Source organism: Nocardia sp. NPDC102475, assembly GCF_055584605.1.
In genome coordinates this window covers 40,685-54,535 of the sequence record NZ_JBVJLS010000042.1, presented here as the reverse complement: position 1 = coordinate 54,535, position 13,851 = coordinate 40,685, and the positions used below count along the sequence as shown (strand labels likewise).

The 13,851-nt window shown below is 66.5% G+C and carries 13 protein-coding genes; 6 read left to right on the top strand and 7 right to left on the bottom strand.

What is annotated here, in order from left to right:
- Positions 1 to 338 (top strand): hypothetical protein (locus ACZ60G_RS42260; protein ID WP_465817793.1); only part of this gene is annotated, 338 nt, incomplete at its 5' end.
- Between the two features lie 165 nt (positions 339 to 503).
- Complete coding sequence (locus tag ACZ60G_RS42255) at positions 504 to 2,699, top strand: molybdopterin-dependent oxidoreductase (protein ID WP_465817792.1); 2,196 nt, start codon at positions 504 to 506, stop codon at positions 2,697 to 2,699.
- Positions 2,700 to 2,982: 283 nt separating this feature from the next.
- Here ACZ60G_RS42255 and ACZ60G_RS42250 read toward each other — a convergent pair whose 3' ends face one another.
- From ACZ60G_RS42250 to ACZ60G_RS42225, 6 genes are all read right to left on the bottom strand, one after another.
- Positions 2,983 to 3,210 (bottom strand): hypothetical protein, encoded by a 228-nt coding sequence (locus ACZ60G_RS42250; RefSeq protein ID WP_465817790.1) that lies wholly within the window; start codon positions 3,208 to 3,210, stop codon positions 2,983 to 2,985.
- A gap of 80 nt (positions 3,211 to 3,290) precedes the next feature.
- A complete protein-coding gene (locus ACZ60G_RS42245; protein WP_465817788.1) occupies positions 3,291 to 3,677 on the bottom strand; it encodes a hypothetical protein in 387 nt (128 codons plus the stop codon).
- 187 nt (positions 3,678 to 3,864) lie between these two features.
- A complete protein-coding gene (locus tag ACZ60G_RS42240; protein ID WP_465817787.1) occupies positions 3,865 to 6,153 on the bottom strand; it encodes a molybdopterin-dependent oxidoreductase in 2,289 nt (762 codons plus the stop codon).
- 69 nt (positions 6,154 to 6,222) lie between these two features.
- A complete protein-coding gene (locus ACZ60G_RS42235; RefSeq protein WP_465817785.1) occupies positions 6,223 to 7,194 on the bottom strand; it encodes an enoyl-CoA hydratase/isomerase family protein in 972 nt (323 codons plus the stop codon).
- A gap of 203 nt (positions 7,195 to 7,397) precedes the next feature.
- Positions 7,398 to 8,021, bottom strand: a complete 624-nt coding sequence (locus ACZ60G_RS42230) for a TetR/AcrR family transcriptional regulator (protein ID WP_465817783.1) — start codon at positions 8,019 to 8,021, stop codon at positions 7,398 to 7,400.
- Positions 8,022 to 8,063: 42 nt separating this feature from the next.
- Positions 8,064 to 8,954, bottom strand: coding sequence for an alpha/beta fold hydrolase (locus ACZ60G_RS42225; RefSeq protein ID WP_465817781.1), 891 nt, complete (start codon positions 8,952 to 8,954; stop codon positions 8,064 to 8,066).
- A 137-nt stretch (positions 8,955 to 9,091) separates the two neighbouring features.
- Between ACZ60G_RS42225 and ACZ60G_RS42220 the strand changes: the two genes are divergently transcribed.
- Positions 9,092 to 10,954, top strand: coding sequence for a Na+/H+ antiporter (locus tag ACZ60G_RS42220; protein ID WP_465817779.1), 1,863 nt, complete (start codon positions 9,092 to 9,094; stop codon positions 10,952 to 10,954).
- Here ACZ60G_RS42220 and ACZ60G_RS42215 read toward each other — a convergent pair.
- A complete protein-coding gene (locus ACZ60G_RS42215) occupies positions 10,943 to 11,500 on the bottom strand; it encodes a TetR/AcrR family transcriptional regulator (RefSeq protein WP_465817777.1) in 558 nt (185 codons plus the stop codon). The two genes, ACZ60G_RS42220 and ACZ60G_RS42215, sit on opposite strands and share 12 nt — an antisense overlap.
- A gap of 218 nt (positions 11,501 to 11,718) precedes the next feature.
- On the opposite strand from ACZ60G_RS42215, the gene ACZ60G_RS42210 reads away from it, so the two are divergent.
- From ACZ60G_RS42210 to ACZ60G_RS42200, 3 genes are read left to right on the top strand one after another with little or no spacing between them, the layout of a single operon-like run.
- Positions 11,719 to 12,333 carry a TetR/AcrR family transcriptional regulator gene (locus tag ACZ60G_RS42210; RefSeq protein WP_465817775.1) on the top strand — a complete coding sequence of 205 codons (615 nt, stop codon included), beginning with the start codon at positions 11,719 to 11,721 and terminating at the stop codon, positions 12,331 to 12,333.
- Positions 12,334 to 12,353: 20 nt separating this feature from the next.
- Positions 12,354 to 13,013, top strand: coding sequence for an enoyl-CoA hydratase-related protein (locus ACZ60G_RS42205; protein ID WP_465817773.1), 660 nt, complete (start codon positions 12,354 to 12,356; stop codon positions 13,011 to 13,013).
- A 37-nt stretch (positions 13,014 to 13,050) separates the two neighbouring features.
- Positions 13,051 to 13,833: a crotonase/enoyl-CoA hydratase family protein gene (locus ACZ60G_RS42200; RefSeq protein WP_465817771.1), complete on the top strand. Its 783-nt coding sequence runs from the start codon at positions 13,051 to 13,053 to the stop codon at positions 13,831 to 13,833.
- Positions 13,834 to 13,851 lie beyond the last annotated feature (18 nt).

Below are 13,851 nucleotides of genomic sequence, written 5' to 3'. Positions count from 1 at the left end.
GCCTGGTCACGCTGGCGGCGACGCCGCCAGCACCAAGCCCGGTTATCGCACTACCGTCGCCGCGGCCACCCACTCACCTGAGTGCAGTTGCAGTACTAACCGACTTCGCCTTCTCCGCCTTCTACACTTCCGACGACGCCAAACAACATTCGCGCGAGGACGTGTGGAGGCGTCTCGATGCCGCACTGCACGGTCAGGAAACCGGTCTTCCTCCACAACGGGCAACCATCACGCTCACACCTTTGCGGCACGGTGCCACGAGCACATCGGTGCGGCGCGCAATTCCAAACCGGTGGAAGAGAATTCAGCCGACAGGTTTCGAGGGGTGTCAGCGGTGAAACCGCAGCGTCGGCTGGAACCAGACCACGGCCTGCGCCTGCACGCTGGATCCTTCAGCGACTGAATCAGACACCGGGGTGTGTTATTGGCGTTCGGCCGATAAGCTCGACGCAAGGGCTGGAGCCGGACTCCGGCGGTGTTGGACTGATGCGGAGTGAAGACTCATGAGCGCGACCACGATTGCCCGCCAGTGCACCCTGTGTGAAGCCCATTGCGGAATCCTGGTAACCGTCGAGAAGGAACGGGTAACCCGGATCGAAGGCAACCCCGACGATGTACTCTCCGCGGGGTATATCTGCCCGAAGGCGACGGCGATGGGCGGGCTGCATCACGACCCGGACCGGCTGCGTACTCCGTTGCGCCGGGTGGGTGACCGGTTCGAACCGGTCGGCTGGGATGAGGCGTTCCGGGAGATCGGGCAGCGGCTGCGCCGGATCCGCCGCGAGCACGGTGCCAGCGCTGTCGGGATGTACCTGGGTAATCCGGCCGCGCACAGCTCCTCGGTGATCTATGGTGCGCTGCTTCGAGTGGCGCTGATGACCCGCAACTTCTACTCCGCGTCCTCAATCGACCAGTTCCCGCAGGAATTCGTGGCGTGGCGGATGTTCGGCGCGAACGTGCTGATGCCGGTGGTCGATATCGATCGCACGCACCGGTTGGTGATCATGGGCGCTAATCCGGCGGTGTCGAACGGGTCGGTGAGCACCATGCCGGGCGCGAAGCTGCGCATCCAGAAGGTGCGTCGCCGCGGCGGCAAGGTGGTGGTGATCGACCCGCGGCGCACCGAGACCGCGCGGCTGGCCGATGAGCATGTCGCGGTGGCGCCCGGCGGCGACCCGTATCTGCTGCTGGGGATGCTGCATGTGCTGGTGACCGAGAAGCTGTGTGACGAAGACCGGATTCGTGCGCAGTGCACCGGATGGGGCGAATTGCGTGCGCTGGTGGCCGATTTCACGCCCGAGCGGGCGGCAGCATATGCGGGGGTGGACGCGGAGACGATTCGGCGGCTGGCGCGCGAGCACGTGGCCGCACCCTCGGCGGTGCTGTATGCCCGGATCGGGGTGTGCCAGCAGGTGACGGGGACTTTGACGCACTGGCTGGTGAATACCATCAATGCGGTCACCGGGAACCTGGACCGGCCGGGTGGGCAGATGTTCGCCAAACCGGCAGTGGATGTGGCACCGTTCGGGCGTTTCGTGCCGATGGGGCACGGTGCGTGGACCGATAGCTCGGGCCGGTTCAAGTCTTTCCGGTCGGAGCTGCCGGTGGCGGTGCTCGCCGATGAAATGGAGCAGGGCCACATTCGGGCGATGATCACCTATGCGGGCAACCCGGTTCTGTCCACGCCACAGCGCGGCCGGCTCGGTGCTGCGCTGGACGGGCTGGAGTGCGTCGTGGCCGTGGATCTCTATCTGACCGAGACCGCGAGACACGCTGATTTCGTGCTTCCGCCGGTCTCGCCGCTGGAGCACGCTGATCTGGATTTGGTGCTGGCGGCCTTCAGTGTGCGCAACAACGTCCGCTTCAGCGAGCGGGTCTTCGAGCCACCGAAGGGTGCGCTGGAGGACTGGGAGATCCTGGCCCGCTTGATCACCGAGGTGCTGCCGCTGCCAGCGCGGTCGATCACCAGCCGGGTGCTCAACGGTGTGTTCGATCAACTGAGCCCGCTGCGGATGGCGATGGCCGGGATCGCCGCCGGCCCGTACGGAGTGTTGCGGCGCGGCTGGAACGGTTTGACCTTCGGCAAGGTGAAGGCGACGCCGGGCGGTATCGACCTGGGCCCGCTGCGACCGCGGTTGCGTTCGCTGATCGCAACCAAGGATCGCAAGGTGCAGTTGGTGCCGCAGGATTTCCTCGTCGGCGCACGGACTTTGATCGACGACACCTCCGATGGGGTGGCACCGATAGAAGCACTCGAGGGCTTCGATCTTCGGCTGATCGGGCGACGGCACCTGCGCAGCAACAACTCCTGGCTGCACAACCTCCCGCCCATGGTGAAAGGCCGCGACCGATGCACCGCGCTCATGCATCCAGCCGATGCCGCCGAACGCGGTCTGTCCGACGGTGAACCGGTCACCGTGACTTCACCGATGGGTTCGATCGTGGTGACCCTCGAGGTGAGCGACGATATCCGCACCGGTGCGATCGCGATCCCACACGGCTGGGGACATCAGGACCCCGGTGTCGGCTGGCAGGTGGCGGCACAGCTGCCGGGTGCCAATGTGAACCTGCTGCACGATCCCTCGCTCACCGACACCTTCACCGGCTGTTCCGCGGTCAACAACACGTGGGTGTCGGTGACCCCAGCCCCCACCCATCCCGCGCCAGTGGGTGCAGATTCGACCCAGCACATCAGTTGACCGGGCGCCAGAGTGACCCTGCTAGCCGCGTCCCGTCTCGATCCTGAGCTCAGTGGAATTCGTCGACTGTGTACTGCGCGACGTGGAATTCACCGAGGCCAACCTGCGACGCATCAAGTTCACCACGTCCGCCCTGCAGCGGCTGACGATGAACCGGGCCCGTATGCAGCAGGTAGACCAGGCACCGTCGGTAGAACAGCGGAGCGAAGCGTTCTATTCGTCCGGAATGGCTGCAGTTCAGGCAATTTCGGCTGACTTTGTGGTCAGCTCGCTGTTGGTGGTGTCAGGGCGCGAACGTCAACCTGCTGCACGACCCGTCGCTCACCGACACCTTCTCCGGGAACGCGGCGGTCAACAACACGTGGGTGACCGTGACTCCGGCGACCCCCGCGCCGACGGCAGCGGATGTCGATCGCGAGCCTGCGCCGACTTCGTAGGACCGCACTGCCCGCGGAATCCGCGCCGTTGCCCGGCTGTCCCGGCCAGGAAGTCTGCCGATCACGTGGCCCACCGCCACTCCACGGCGCGAGTCGACCCTCGCGCGGACCGGGTCGGATGGGGTCACACCTCGGTGCACGCCGTCGAGACCGATCAGGGCGTTTGAACCGTGACGCGGTAGCCGAGGCGGAGTTCCCTGGCGGGGTGGGCGGCGGCGGTGAGGTGGAGCCAGCGGTGCAGGCCGGCGCGCGGGTCCGGGACGTAGGCGGCCTGGGTGTGGGTGATGCCGAACGGGAAGTTTCCGGATGCCGCGGTGGCGGTGGCGGTCACCAGATGCATCTCCGCCCACAGGTACGGTTCGGGCGCGTCTTCGGGCAGGGGACGGGTGTTCGGAAGGAAGAAGCCGAACGGTTCGGCGGGGGCTCCGGAGGTGTGGATGAACGTGCCGGTGACGAATAGTCGCACCGTCCCGGTATGCACCACACAGTTGGGTGTCAGGTGCAGGGGCGGGGCAGGTTGCAGCTCGAGCCGGAAAACCATGGGCCGACTGTACGGTGTCGCCATGTGCGCGAAAGCGCTGGAGCGTCACGAAGTTCGGTTGCTCACAGACCCGGCCTCACGCAGGTCGGTGTCAGCGCCGACGCATGCGCCGTAATTGTCCGATCTGGGCGAATCCGTTCGATCGCGCGGAAATGATGCGATCACCGCGTGGCTCGTCCACGAAAAGCTACACCTCGCGCAGTGGTTCGATACGCGCCGGAACATGCTTGTGCCACGGCGTTCCGGCAATCGCATCGCGCCAACCGGCATCGGTGAGCTCATTCGCGGCCACCCCGGTGCGGGTGCCATCGGGCAAGTCGAGGCCCATCCCGTTGGGCAGCGAGGCATGCCCGGGCCGCATGCGGTCGGTGATCTCGACCGCGGCCACGGCGCTGCCACGCCGGGTGGTGATGCGGGCGCGTTCGCCGCTGGTGAGACCGAGGGCAGTGGCATCGTCGGGACTGAGGCGCAACGCGCCCTCCGGATCGCGGCGACGCCAGCTGTTGTCGCGGAAAATGGTGTTGGCGGTGAAGGATCGCCGTTCCCCGGCCGACAGGACGAAGGGGAATTCGGTGCTGGTGTGCGTGGCGGGTGTGGCCGGGAGTTCGCGCAGCGCGTGCAGCAATTCCGGGATTGCCAACGGGATGCGCGGGTGCGGTACATAGTCCCAGGCGTCGGGATAGTCGTCGACGGTGAAGGTGACTCCGGAGCGGCCCGCGAGGATGGCGTCGAACAGCGCATCGGCATCGAGGTGACCCGCTCGACGCATAGCGGCGGGATGCACCTTCGCGACGCGCTGCGCGAGCGCCCACAACACAGCGGCCGAGCGCGCACCATCGGGCAACGTCGGGCCGAGGGTTTCATAGAGCAGGTAGGGGGCGAGCCCGCCGATCTTCTTGTTGATAGCCAACAGCGCGGCGAAGGCCAGTGCGTAGGGGCGCCGGCCCAGTTTCGCGGCGGTCCGCAGTACCGTCAGCTCCGCGCGCCCGACGACACGGAGTTCACGGAGCAGGCGCGCATAGATCTCGGGTTCGGGCAATGTGCCGGGTAGCGGTTCGAGTACCGGCGCGCGCAGATGGAAGGTGTTGTGCGGGAACTCCAGATTGAAGAAGGTGGCCTCCCACTTCTCGAACTGGCTGGCCGCGGGCAGCACATAGTCGGCGTGGCGTGCGGTTTCGGTGAACGCGACATCGATGACCACCACCAGCTCCAGTGCGTCCAGTGCGGCGCGGAAGGCGGCCGAATCGGCGAGTGAGTGTGCCGGATTCGCGGATTCGATGATCATCGCCCGGAACCGGTCGGGGTGATCGGTGCGGATTTCCTCGGCGATCGAATTGCACGGCAGCATGCCGCCGAGGATCGGTGCGCCGGTCACCGGGCTGCGTTTGATGTCACGGCTGTAGCTCGCCAACGGCGCCATCCAGGAATGTGGTTGCATGGCACCGGGTTTGGCGAAGTTTCCGGTGAGCAGCCAGAGCAGCTTGTTCAAATAGGAGATCAGGGTGCTGTTGGGGCTCTGCTGGACACCCAGGTCCTCATAGGTGGCCACACTGCTCGCGGTGCCGATCCGATGGGCGGCGGTACGCAGCAATTCCACCGGCACACCGCAGATTTCGGCATAGGACGCGATATCGATATCGCGCAACACCGTGGTGACGGCGTCGACCTGGTCGAGGTGTTCGGTGAGAAACGCGTGATCGAGCAGATCGTCTTGCACCAGCACGGCGAGCATCGCGGCCAGGCACCACGCGTCGGTGCCGGGGCGGACCTGCAGATGGATATCGGCGAGATCGGCGGTTTCGGTGCGCACCGGATCGAGCACGATCATGGTGCGGGCCGGATCCTTGGCGATCTGCTGCAGGACGGTGCGGGCACGCGGTACCCCGTGCGACTGCCAGGGGTTCTTGCCGAGGAAGACCGAAACTTCGGCATGTTCGAAATCGCCGGTGGTGTGGCCGCCGGTCAAATGCGCGTCGACCCAGCCCTCGCCGGTCTTCTCCTGGGCGAGCGCGGTCGAGCGGTAGCGACTGCCCAGCGCCCGGCGCAGGGCGCCGCTGTAGGCGCCGCCGAGATGGTTGCCCTGTCCCCCGCCGCCGTAGAAGAAGATCTTATCGCCGCCATATGTGTTCTTGACCTCGGTGAGTCGCGCGGCGATCTCGGAAATCGCGGTGTCCCAGTCGATTTCGGTGAAACTGCCGTCGGCCTCGCGGCGCAGCGGGGCGGTCAGGCGGGTACCGCCGTTCTGGTAGTGGTCCAGGCGCAGCGCCTTGTTGCAGGTGTATCCGGCCGAGGCGACGTGATCCTTGTCGCCGCGGATCTTGGCGAAGCTGCGGCCGTCGAGCTGGATCAGCAGGCCGCAGTTGTTCTCGCACAGGATGCACGCGGTCTTATGCCATTCCTGTTGTGCCGCAGCATCATTGCGTCTGGGCCGCGCACTGCTGTCGACTCGGCTGCCCTGCTGCGCTGCGGTACTCATCGATGCTCCTCTGAGTTGTCGTTGATCGAGAGCGGAACCGAAACCGCTTGTCGAAATATGGATGCGGGATCAACTGGTCTGGTCGACGCGAGTGCCGTCGATCCACGCCTTGGGCTCGGCCAGAAACGGAGTGTCGCCGAGCCGGTCGAGATCGTCGAAGAAGGCGTCCTGGGTGCGAGTGGCCGCCTTACTACTGCCGGTGGACAGGAATGCGGCGAGTTCGTGATTCAGACTGCGCGACAACGACCTCTCCGTGCCGAAATAGATAGCGCGCTTGAGTTCCTTGATGACGACCGGGTTGCGCGCGGCCAGACGCGCCGCGGTGCCCTCGGTTTCGGTGAGCAACTCGTCCTCGGCGGTGAGCCGGTGCACCAGGCCCAGGCGCAGGCCCTGCTGTGCGCTGAGCGGTCCACCTTCGAGGGTCAACTCGATCGCCTTGGCCGCGCCGATCAGCCGCGGCAGGCGCTGAGTTCCGCCGCCGCCCGGAATGAGATCGGCGATCGATTCGATCTGACCGAGTTTGACGTGCTCGGCGTCGGCGGCATACCGGATATCGCAGGCCAGGGCGATCTCGTGTCCGCCACCGAGGGCGGGACCATTGATGGCGGCTAGATAGACCACGCGAGATCGGTTCATCCGCAGGGTCGTTCGCTTCCAGCGGTAACCCCACACCATGCCGGTGCCGAGACCGCCACCGAAGCGCTCCAGCACCCGAGCCGCACCCGGTACCCGCAGGCTCGTATTGAGCACCGGGATCAGCGGCGCCACCGCGCGAGCCGGGAGGAACGGATGCGGCATCGCGAGCATGCCGGTGAGCGCGCTCGGATCCGCGTGGGTGAGGAACCGCCCGGGCAGACCGCCCGTGAGCACGATCGCGCCGACCGTGTCGTCGGTATCGGCCGCCGCGGTGAGCAGGTCCAGATCCCGTACGAGGGCGGGCGTGACGAAGTTCAGCGGCGGCGCGACGATGGTCGCGGTGAGCACTCTCCCGTTCCGGGCCAGGTCGATCGTCTCCAGGTCGAGCTCGGCTGCTCGCGACATCGGCGTCTCCTCGGGTCCGTGGTGGGGGCGGTGAAACCTGCACCCGACGCTGATTATGGTCCCCACCATAATCGGGATGTCAAGGGCACACCCCGTCGAAACATTGCACCGCATCCCCAGAAAACGGCTCTGAGCGTCCATTCTTCGCAAGGTCGAACGGCCGGATGTGGCCGGGAAAGACCACCTCTCGGATCAATCGGGCGCTACTCGGAGGCGCTGATGGCGTTCGTCAGATGAGCTTGCAACTCGCGGACGGTGTCCTCGAGCGGCGTGATGGCACGCTCGACGCGACACAGCGCGATCGCCCCCTCGACAGCGGCGACGGTGAGCGTGGCCATGCGCCGCGAACGCACCGGATCGAGGCCGTGACGGCTGAGCATATCGGTGAGCGCGGCATTCCAGCGGGCGAAGATCGCGGCGGCAGATGCCGCGAATTCCGGTGCATCGTCATTGGTTTCGACGGCGACGGCGAAGATCGGGCAGCCCGCGCGGTAGTCGCTGGCGACGAGGGTCCGTCGCCACAGCGCGACGAACATATCCAGTGCGGTCCCCGGATCGTTCTCGCGGGTGATCGTTTCGATGAACTCCGACATCGAACCACCGGCCGCGCTGAGCGCGTCGGTGATCAGCTGGGTGCGACCGCCGGGAAAGTGGTGATAGACCGACCCGCGAGGCGCACCGGTATCGGCGAGCACCCGGTCCACGCTGGTGGCGCTCGCACCGTGGATGCGCAGGGATTCGATCGTGCCCTCGATCATCCGCCGGCGCGCGTCACGCTGCCGTGGGCGCGCCGGAGCCTCCTTATTCGATCGGCGTGTCGCTGCCATGTAGCCATAGTATGGGAAACCCCATAACGCCGGGGTGTCCGTCTACCGCACGCGGCTGGTGTGGAAATCCAGTACCGCGGCCAAGGTCTCCCTGGGGGCTTCGAACTGGGGGTAGTGCCCGACCTTCGGCAACTCGACCACATCCGGATCCGGGATCAGCTCGCGATAGCGGCGCACCATGTGCGCACCCGATACCGGATCGAGCAGACCGTCGATCAGCCGGACCGGAACCGGTGTGTCGACCAGCGCGCCCACCCAGCGCTCCCGGTTCGCCTTGCGCTCACCCATATAGCGAATCAGCTTGTGCCCGTTGCTCTTCCCGTGCTTGCTACACCACAGGATCCAGTACTGATCGAGCTCGTGGGCACTGGGACGGGTGTCGGGACCGAAGACCCCGGCGAGGCTGCGACGGAAGACCCGCTCGGTACCCAGCACCCCGAGCAGCGGTCCCAGCGGACTCGCCAGCAACTTCTGCACCGGTCGCGCGCGGTGGGTCTCGGGGAACAGTCCGCCGTTGAGCAGACATACCGATTCGATCACCAGGGAATCGTCGCCGTCGGCGCGGCGCTGTGCGTCGCGGGCCAGCAACTCCTGGGCGACGGTGTCGCCGTAATCGTGGGCCAGGATGTGCGTGCGGGAAATCCCCTGCTCACGCAGCAGATTCTCGTGGAGATCGGCCTGATCGGCGATCCGGTAATCGTAATTGCGGGGTTTGGCCGACCAGCCGAAGCCGATCATATCCGGGGCGATGAGCCGCGCGAACCGCTCGCGCAGACCCGGCCACACCGCATGCCAGTCCCAGGACGCGGTGGGGAAACCGTGGATACAGAGCAGATTTCCGGCACCGTCGCCTGTGCTGTCCTGCCAGAAGATCTGATGGCCGCGGTGGGTGTGGCGCCGACCGCTCGCCCGCCAGGACGCAAACTCTTCCATGTCTACCTCCTTCGTGCCGACAACTATTGCGCGCGAACGCTACCGCCACAGCCATTCGGAGGAACCGAACCACACTGTCCGTGTCACGTACCGCACGGTCTTTTCGAGCCGGGTGTTTGCTCTGCGAGAATGTCACCGTGCATGTCGCGATCGGCCTCGTTGTTCTAGTCGCGTCGGCGGCGTCGCTCGCGGCGCTCGCGCGACGATTCGGGATATCCGAACCGCTGGTGTTGACGCTGGCCGGGGTGGTCGCGTCGTATTTGCCACACGTTCCCGAGGTCCACCCGGATCCCGAGGTCATCCTGCTGGGTTTCCTGCCGCCGCTGCTCTACACCTCGGCGATTCGCACCTCCCTGGTCGACTTCCGGGCCAATGCGCGCACCATCGCGCTGCTGTCGGTGGGTCTGGTGTTGTTCAGCACGTTCGCGGTCGCGGCGGTGGTGTGGTGGCTGCTGCCGGTACCGTTGGCGGTCGCGGTGGCCCTGGGTGCGGTGGTCGCACCGACGGATGCGGTGGCCGCGACCGGCATCGCGCGGCGCATCGGCATGCCGCGCCGGATCGTCACCATCCTCGAAGACGAGTCGATGTTCAACGACGCGACCGCGCTGGTGACGGTGCGCACCGCGATCGCGGCGGCCGCGGGCACGGTGTCGGTGTGGAAGGCCGGTGGTGACTTCCTGCTCGCCGCGGGCGGCGGTGCGGCGGTGGGCATCGTGGTCGCCTATCTGCTGGCGATGCTGCGGCGGCGAATCACCGATCCGGTGCTGGACACCACGCTGTCGTTCCTGGCGCCGTTCGTCGCCTATCTGCCCGCCGAGGGGATCGAAGCCTCCGGTGTGATCGCGGTGGTGACCTGCGGCATGGTGCTCGGGCACGGTGCGCCGGCGTGGCAGAGTGCCGCCTCGCGGATCGCCGAACGCACCAACTGGCGCACCATCCAATTCATTCTGGAAAGCGTCGTCTTCCTGATAATCGGGCTGCAGATGCGCGCCATCATCGAGGGCGCGTGGGACAGCGACGACCTCGATCACCGCACCCTGATCGTCGCGGCGGTGGCGGTCATGTTGGCGGCGATGCTGTCGCGGCCGCTGTGGGTGTTCCCGGTCGCGTTGCTCTCGCGCAAGCTCGGATTGCCGAATGCCGATGTGCCGCTGAGCCATCCGGTGGTGGTGTCGTGGGCGGGCATGCGCGGTGTGGTCACCCTTGCGGCGGTGCTGCTGCTGCCCGCCAGCACCCCGCAGCTGCCGGTGCTCAAACTGCTCGCGCTCGTCGTGGTCGCGGGAACACTACTGCTGCAAGGGACTTCGCTACCGTGGGTGGTGCGGCGGCTACATGTGCGTGGCCCGAGTCGCGCGGAAAACGCATTGCAGAAGGCGAATCTGCTGCAGCAGGCGACCGCGGCCGGACTGGCCGAGCTGGAAAAGCACATCACCCCCGATACACCGCCCGGTGTCGTCGAGACACTGCGCGATCGGGTCACCTGGAAGACCAACGCGGCCTGGGAACGCCTGGGCCGCCCGGAATCGGAACTGGCGACACCGACCGCCGAATATCGGCGACTGCGGCTGGAAATGCTGCGCGCGGAGCGGGAAACGGTACTGCGCGTGCGGGATTCGGGCGGCGCGGACTACGAGATCCTGCAGTACGTGCTGTCGCGGCTCGATCTCGAGGAATCGATGATCGACCGCTTCGACGAAACCGAAGAGGAACGCGTCGAACCGCTCGCCGCCCCGGCGGCGGCCGACAGCTGCGCGCATCTCGAGTCCGCGCCGCTGGTGCGTGAGCCCACCGAACTCGACGAGTGCAAGGAATGCATCGCCGAGGGATATACCTGGGTGCATCTGCGAATGTGCCTGTCCTGCGGGCACATTGCCTGCTGTGACTCCTCGGTGGGCAATCACGCGACCAAACACTATGCCGGCACCGGACATCCGGTGATGCGCAGTGTGGAGCCCGGTGAGGCGTGGCGGTGGTGCTATGTGGACGAGCTACTCGGCTGAGCGGCGGGCGTGGGAGTAGATCAACCGCGCGTACTGGGCCAGCAGTTGGTCCAGTGAAATGTCCTCCCCGCCCGCGGCGATCTGCTGGTAGCCGATCAGCATCGACATGCCGAGCGCGGTGACCACCGCGGTCGTCTCCTCATCGCCCACAACGCCTTTGATCGCCTTGTGCACGGTGCGGCGGCGCGATTCGTCGACCCGCTTGAGTGCCAGATTCACCGATTCGTCATTGCCGGCCCAGGCCCGGATCGCGGCCTCGGCGGTGTGGTGCAGGCCCGCGGCGAGGTCGGACATGGCGCGGATGTCGTCGTCGGGATTGCCCTGGTTGAAGTTCAGCGTGCGCAGGATGATGACCTGGCGGTTCTCCCAATGCTCGAGCAGCGCGTCCACGAAGCCCTGCCAGCTGCCGAAATGGTGGTAGAACGAGCCGCTGGTGACACCGAGGCGGCGGCACAGCACGCCGATATTGAGGCCCTTGAAGCCGAGTTCGGCCAAGACCTCCAGAGCGGTGTCGAAGTACTGCTCCTTGGTGACCACTCGTGACATTCGCAGGCGCCGTTTCTGTTCGTGCGGGCAAGTCGGGAGGACCAGACAGTACCTCATCGTATGTCCGTCGCGCCGATACGTAACGAAGTCCATGCATTGGGGTCACCGCGCCGCGAAAGTAGCCGTGACCGGGCGAAACATGCAGTGATATAGCGGAAGAGGGTTTGCCAGGGAGCTGCCGATTAATTACAGAGCAACTGCTCTGTTATAGTCGTCGCATGCCCCGCCCGCGGACCCATGACCCCGACACCGTGCTCGATGCCGCGGAGTCGCTGGCGGTGCGCTCGGGTCCGGCGGCGGTCACCATCCGGGCCGTCGCGGCGGCCACCGGCGTGTCCAACGGCGCGATCTATCACACCTTCGGCTCGCGCGCGGAACTGCTCGGACGCAGCTGGTTACGGGCGGCGGGGCGGTTTCTGCGGATGCAGACCGAGTCGGTCGAGGCGTATCTCGGCGCGAACCACGACACCTCAGGCGCGCTCGAGGCGGTAGTCGCCGCCGCCGAGACGCCGGTGCAGTTCGCGCGGCGATACCCGGATTCCTCGAAACTGCTGCTGACCGTCTCACGTGACGAGCTGCTCGGCGACGAGCTGCCCGAACAGGTCGTTGCCGAACTCGCCGGAACCGATGACGCGCTGGTGCGACTGCTCATCCGGCTCGCACGTGCCCTGTGGGGCCGCGGTGACGCCGCCGCCGTCGATGTGATCACCACCTGCGTCGTCGATCTGCCGACCGGCATCCTGCTGCGCCGCGACCGTATCGCCAAACCCATTGCCCGCGAACACCTTCGCGCCGCCGTGCGCGCGGTGCTCGCGGTCGGCCCACCCGAATAACACCTGGAGCAAGGAACAACATGAGCACACTGAGCTACCACGAAAAGATCGCCGTCCTCGACCTCGGCGACGACGAAAACCGTTTCACCCCGGAGTTTCTCGACGCGGTCAACGCCCACCTCGACACCGCGCTCGCCGAGGAGGCACACGGTCTGGTGACCACGGCGAGCGGCAAGTTCTACTCCAACGGCCTCGACCTGGACTGGCTGGTCGCCAACGGTGACCGCACCCAGTGGTACATCAGCCGTGTGCAGGCCTTGTTCGCCCGCGTGCTCACCCTGCCCATACCCACCGCGGCCGCACTGCCCGGGCACGCCTTCGGTGCCGGCGCCATGCTCGCCCTCGCCCACGACTATCGGGTGATGCGCGCCGACCGCGGCTTCTTCTGTCTGCCCGAGGTCGATATCCGCATTCCGTTCACCCCGGGCATGGCCGCGCTGATCCAGTCCAAGCTGCCCCCCAAGGCCGCGGTGGCCTCGATGACCACCGGTCGCCGCTTCGGCGGAATAGATGCCTCAGCGCTGGATATCGTCGACGCCACCGCGGGCGAAGCCGCGGTCGCCACCGCCGCCATCGCGATGCTCGTCCCGCTCGGCAGCAAGGATCCCGCGACGCTGGGCGCGATCAAGAACACCATGTTCGGTCCGGTCGTCGCCAAGCTGACCGAATCCAGCTCGTAGACGGTAGGTTCGCCACACGTCAACAGAGGAGCCCGACATGACCGAGGCCGCCATCCTGCAACGCCAGGGCCATATCGCGATCATCACGCTGAACCGGCCCGAGGCGATGAACGCGGTGAACTCCGCGCTCTCGATCGCCGTCGGTGCGGCACTCGAGGAGGTTGCGGCCGATCGGGACCTGCGGGCTGGGGTGATCACCGGGGCTGGTCGCGCGTTCTGCGGGGGCGCGGACCTCCAGGAACTGGCTCGCGGCAACGGGATTCACGACCCGGGGCATCCGGAGTACGGATTCGCCGGGCTGGTCCAGCATTTCATCGACAAGCCGCTCATCGCCGCGGTCAACGGGTTCGCTCTCGGCGGTGGCACCGAAATCGTATTGGCGTGTGATCTCGCGGTGATGAGCGCCGATGCCGAACTCGGGCTGCCCGAGGTCACCCGTGGGTTGTTCGCCGCCGCGGGGGGCGTGCTTCGGCTGCCGCGCCAGATCCCACCCAAGATCGCTCACGAGATGGTGCTCACCGGAGCGCCCATCGATGCCGCGGCCGCCGCGCACTGGGGGTTGGTCAACCGGGTCGTCCCGGCCGATCAGGTGCTGCCCACCGCGATAGCGCTCGCCGAGACGATCGCCGCCAACGCGCCGCTGTCGGTGCGCGCGTCCAAGCGAATCATGCACCGCAGCAACGAATTCGGCTCAGATTGGGAGGCGCCGATGTGGGAGATGAGCTTCCAGGAGGCGGGACCGATCTTCGCGAGCAAGGACGCGCTGGAAGGGCCGCGCGCGTTCGTGGAGAAGCGTGCGCCGCAGTGGCACGGGGAGTGAGGATTTCGCCGCAAGTCA

Bases quoted from the DNA above. Each gene is read 5' to 3' on its own strand.
- ACZ60G_RS42255 (WP_465817792.1), top strand. From the start codon at position 504: ATGAGCGCGACCACGATTGCCCGCCAGTGCACCCTGTGTGAAGCCCAT.
- ACZ60G_RS42245 (WP_465817788.1), bottom strand. From the start codon at position 3,677: ATGGTTTTCCGGCTCGAGCTGCAACCTGCCCCGCCCCTGCACCTGACA.
- ACZ60G_RS42240 (WP_465817787.1), bottom strand. From the start codon at position 6,153: ATGAGTACCGCAGCGCAGCAGGGCAGCCGAGTCGACAGCAGTGCGCGG.
- ACZ60G_RS42235 (WP_465817785.1), bottom strand. From the start codon at position 7,194: ATGTCGCGAGCAGCCGAGCTCGACCTGGAGACGATCGACCTGGCCCGG.
- ACZ60G_RS42230 (WP_465817783.1), bottom strand. From the start codon at position 8,021: ATGGCAGCGACACGCCGATCGAATAAGGAGGCTCCGGCGCGCCCACGG.
- ACZ60G_RS42225 (WP_465817781.1), bottom strand. From the start codon at position 8,954: ATGGAAGAGTTTGCGTCCTGGCGGGCGAGCGGTCGGCGCCACACCCAC.
- ACZ60G_RS42215 (WP_465817777.1), bottom strand. From the start codon at position 11,500: ATGTCACGAGTGGTCACCAAGGAGCAGTACTTCGACACCGCTCTGGAG.
- ACZ60G_RS42210 (WP_465817775.1), top strand. From the start codon at position 11,719: ATGCCCCGCCCGCGGACCCATGACCCCGACACCGTGCTCGATGCCGCG.
- ACZ60G_RS42205 (WP_465817773.1), top strand. From the start codon at position 12,354: ATGAGCACACTGAGCTACCACGAAAAGATCGCCGTCCTCGACCTCGGC.
- ACZ60G_RS42200 (WP_465817771.1), top strand. From the start codon at position 13,051: ATGACCGAGGCCGCCATCCTGCAACGCCAGGGCCATATCGCGATCATC.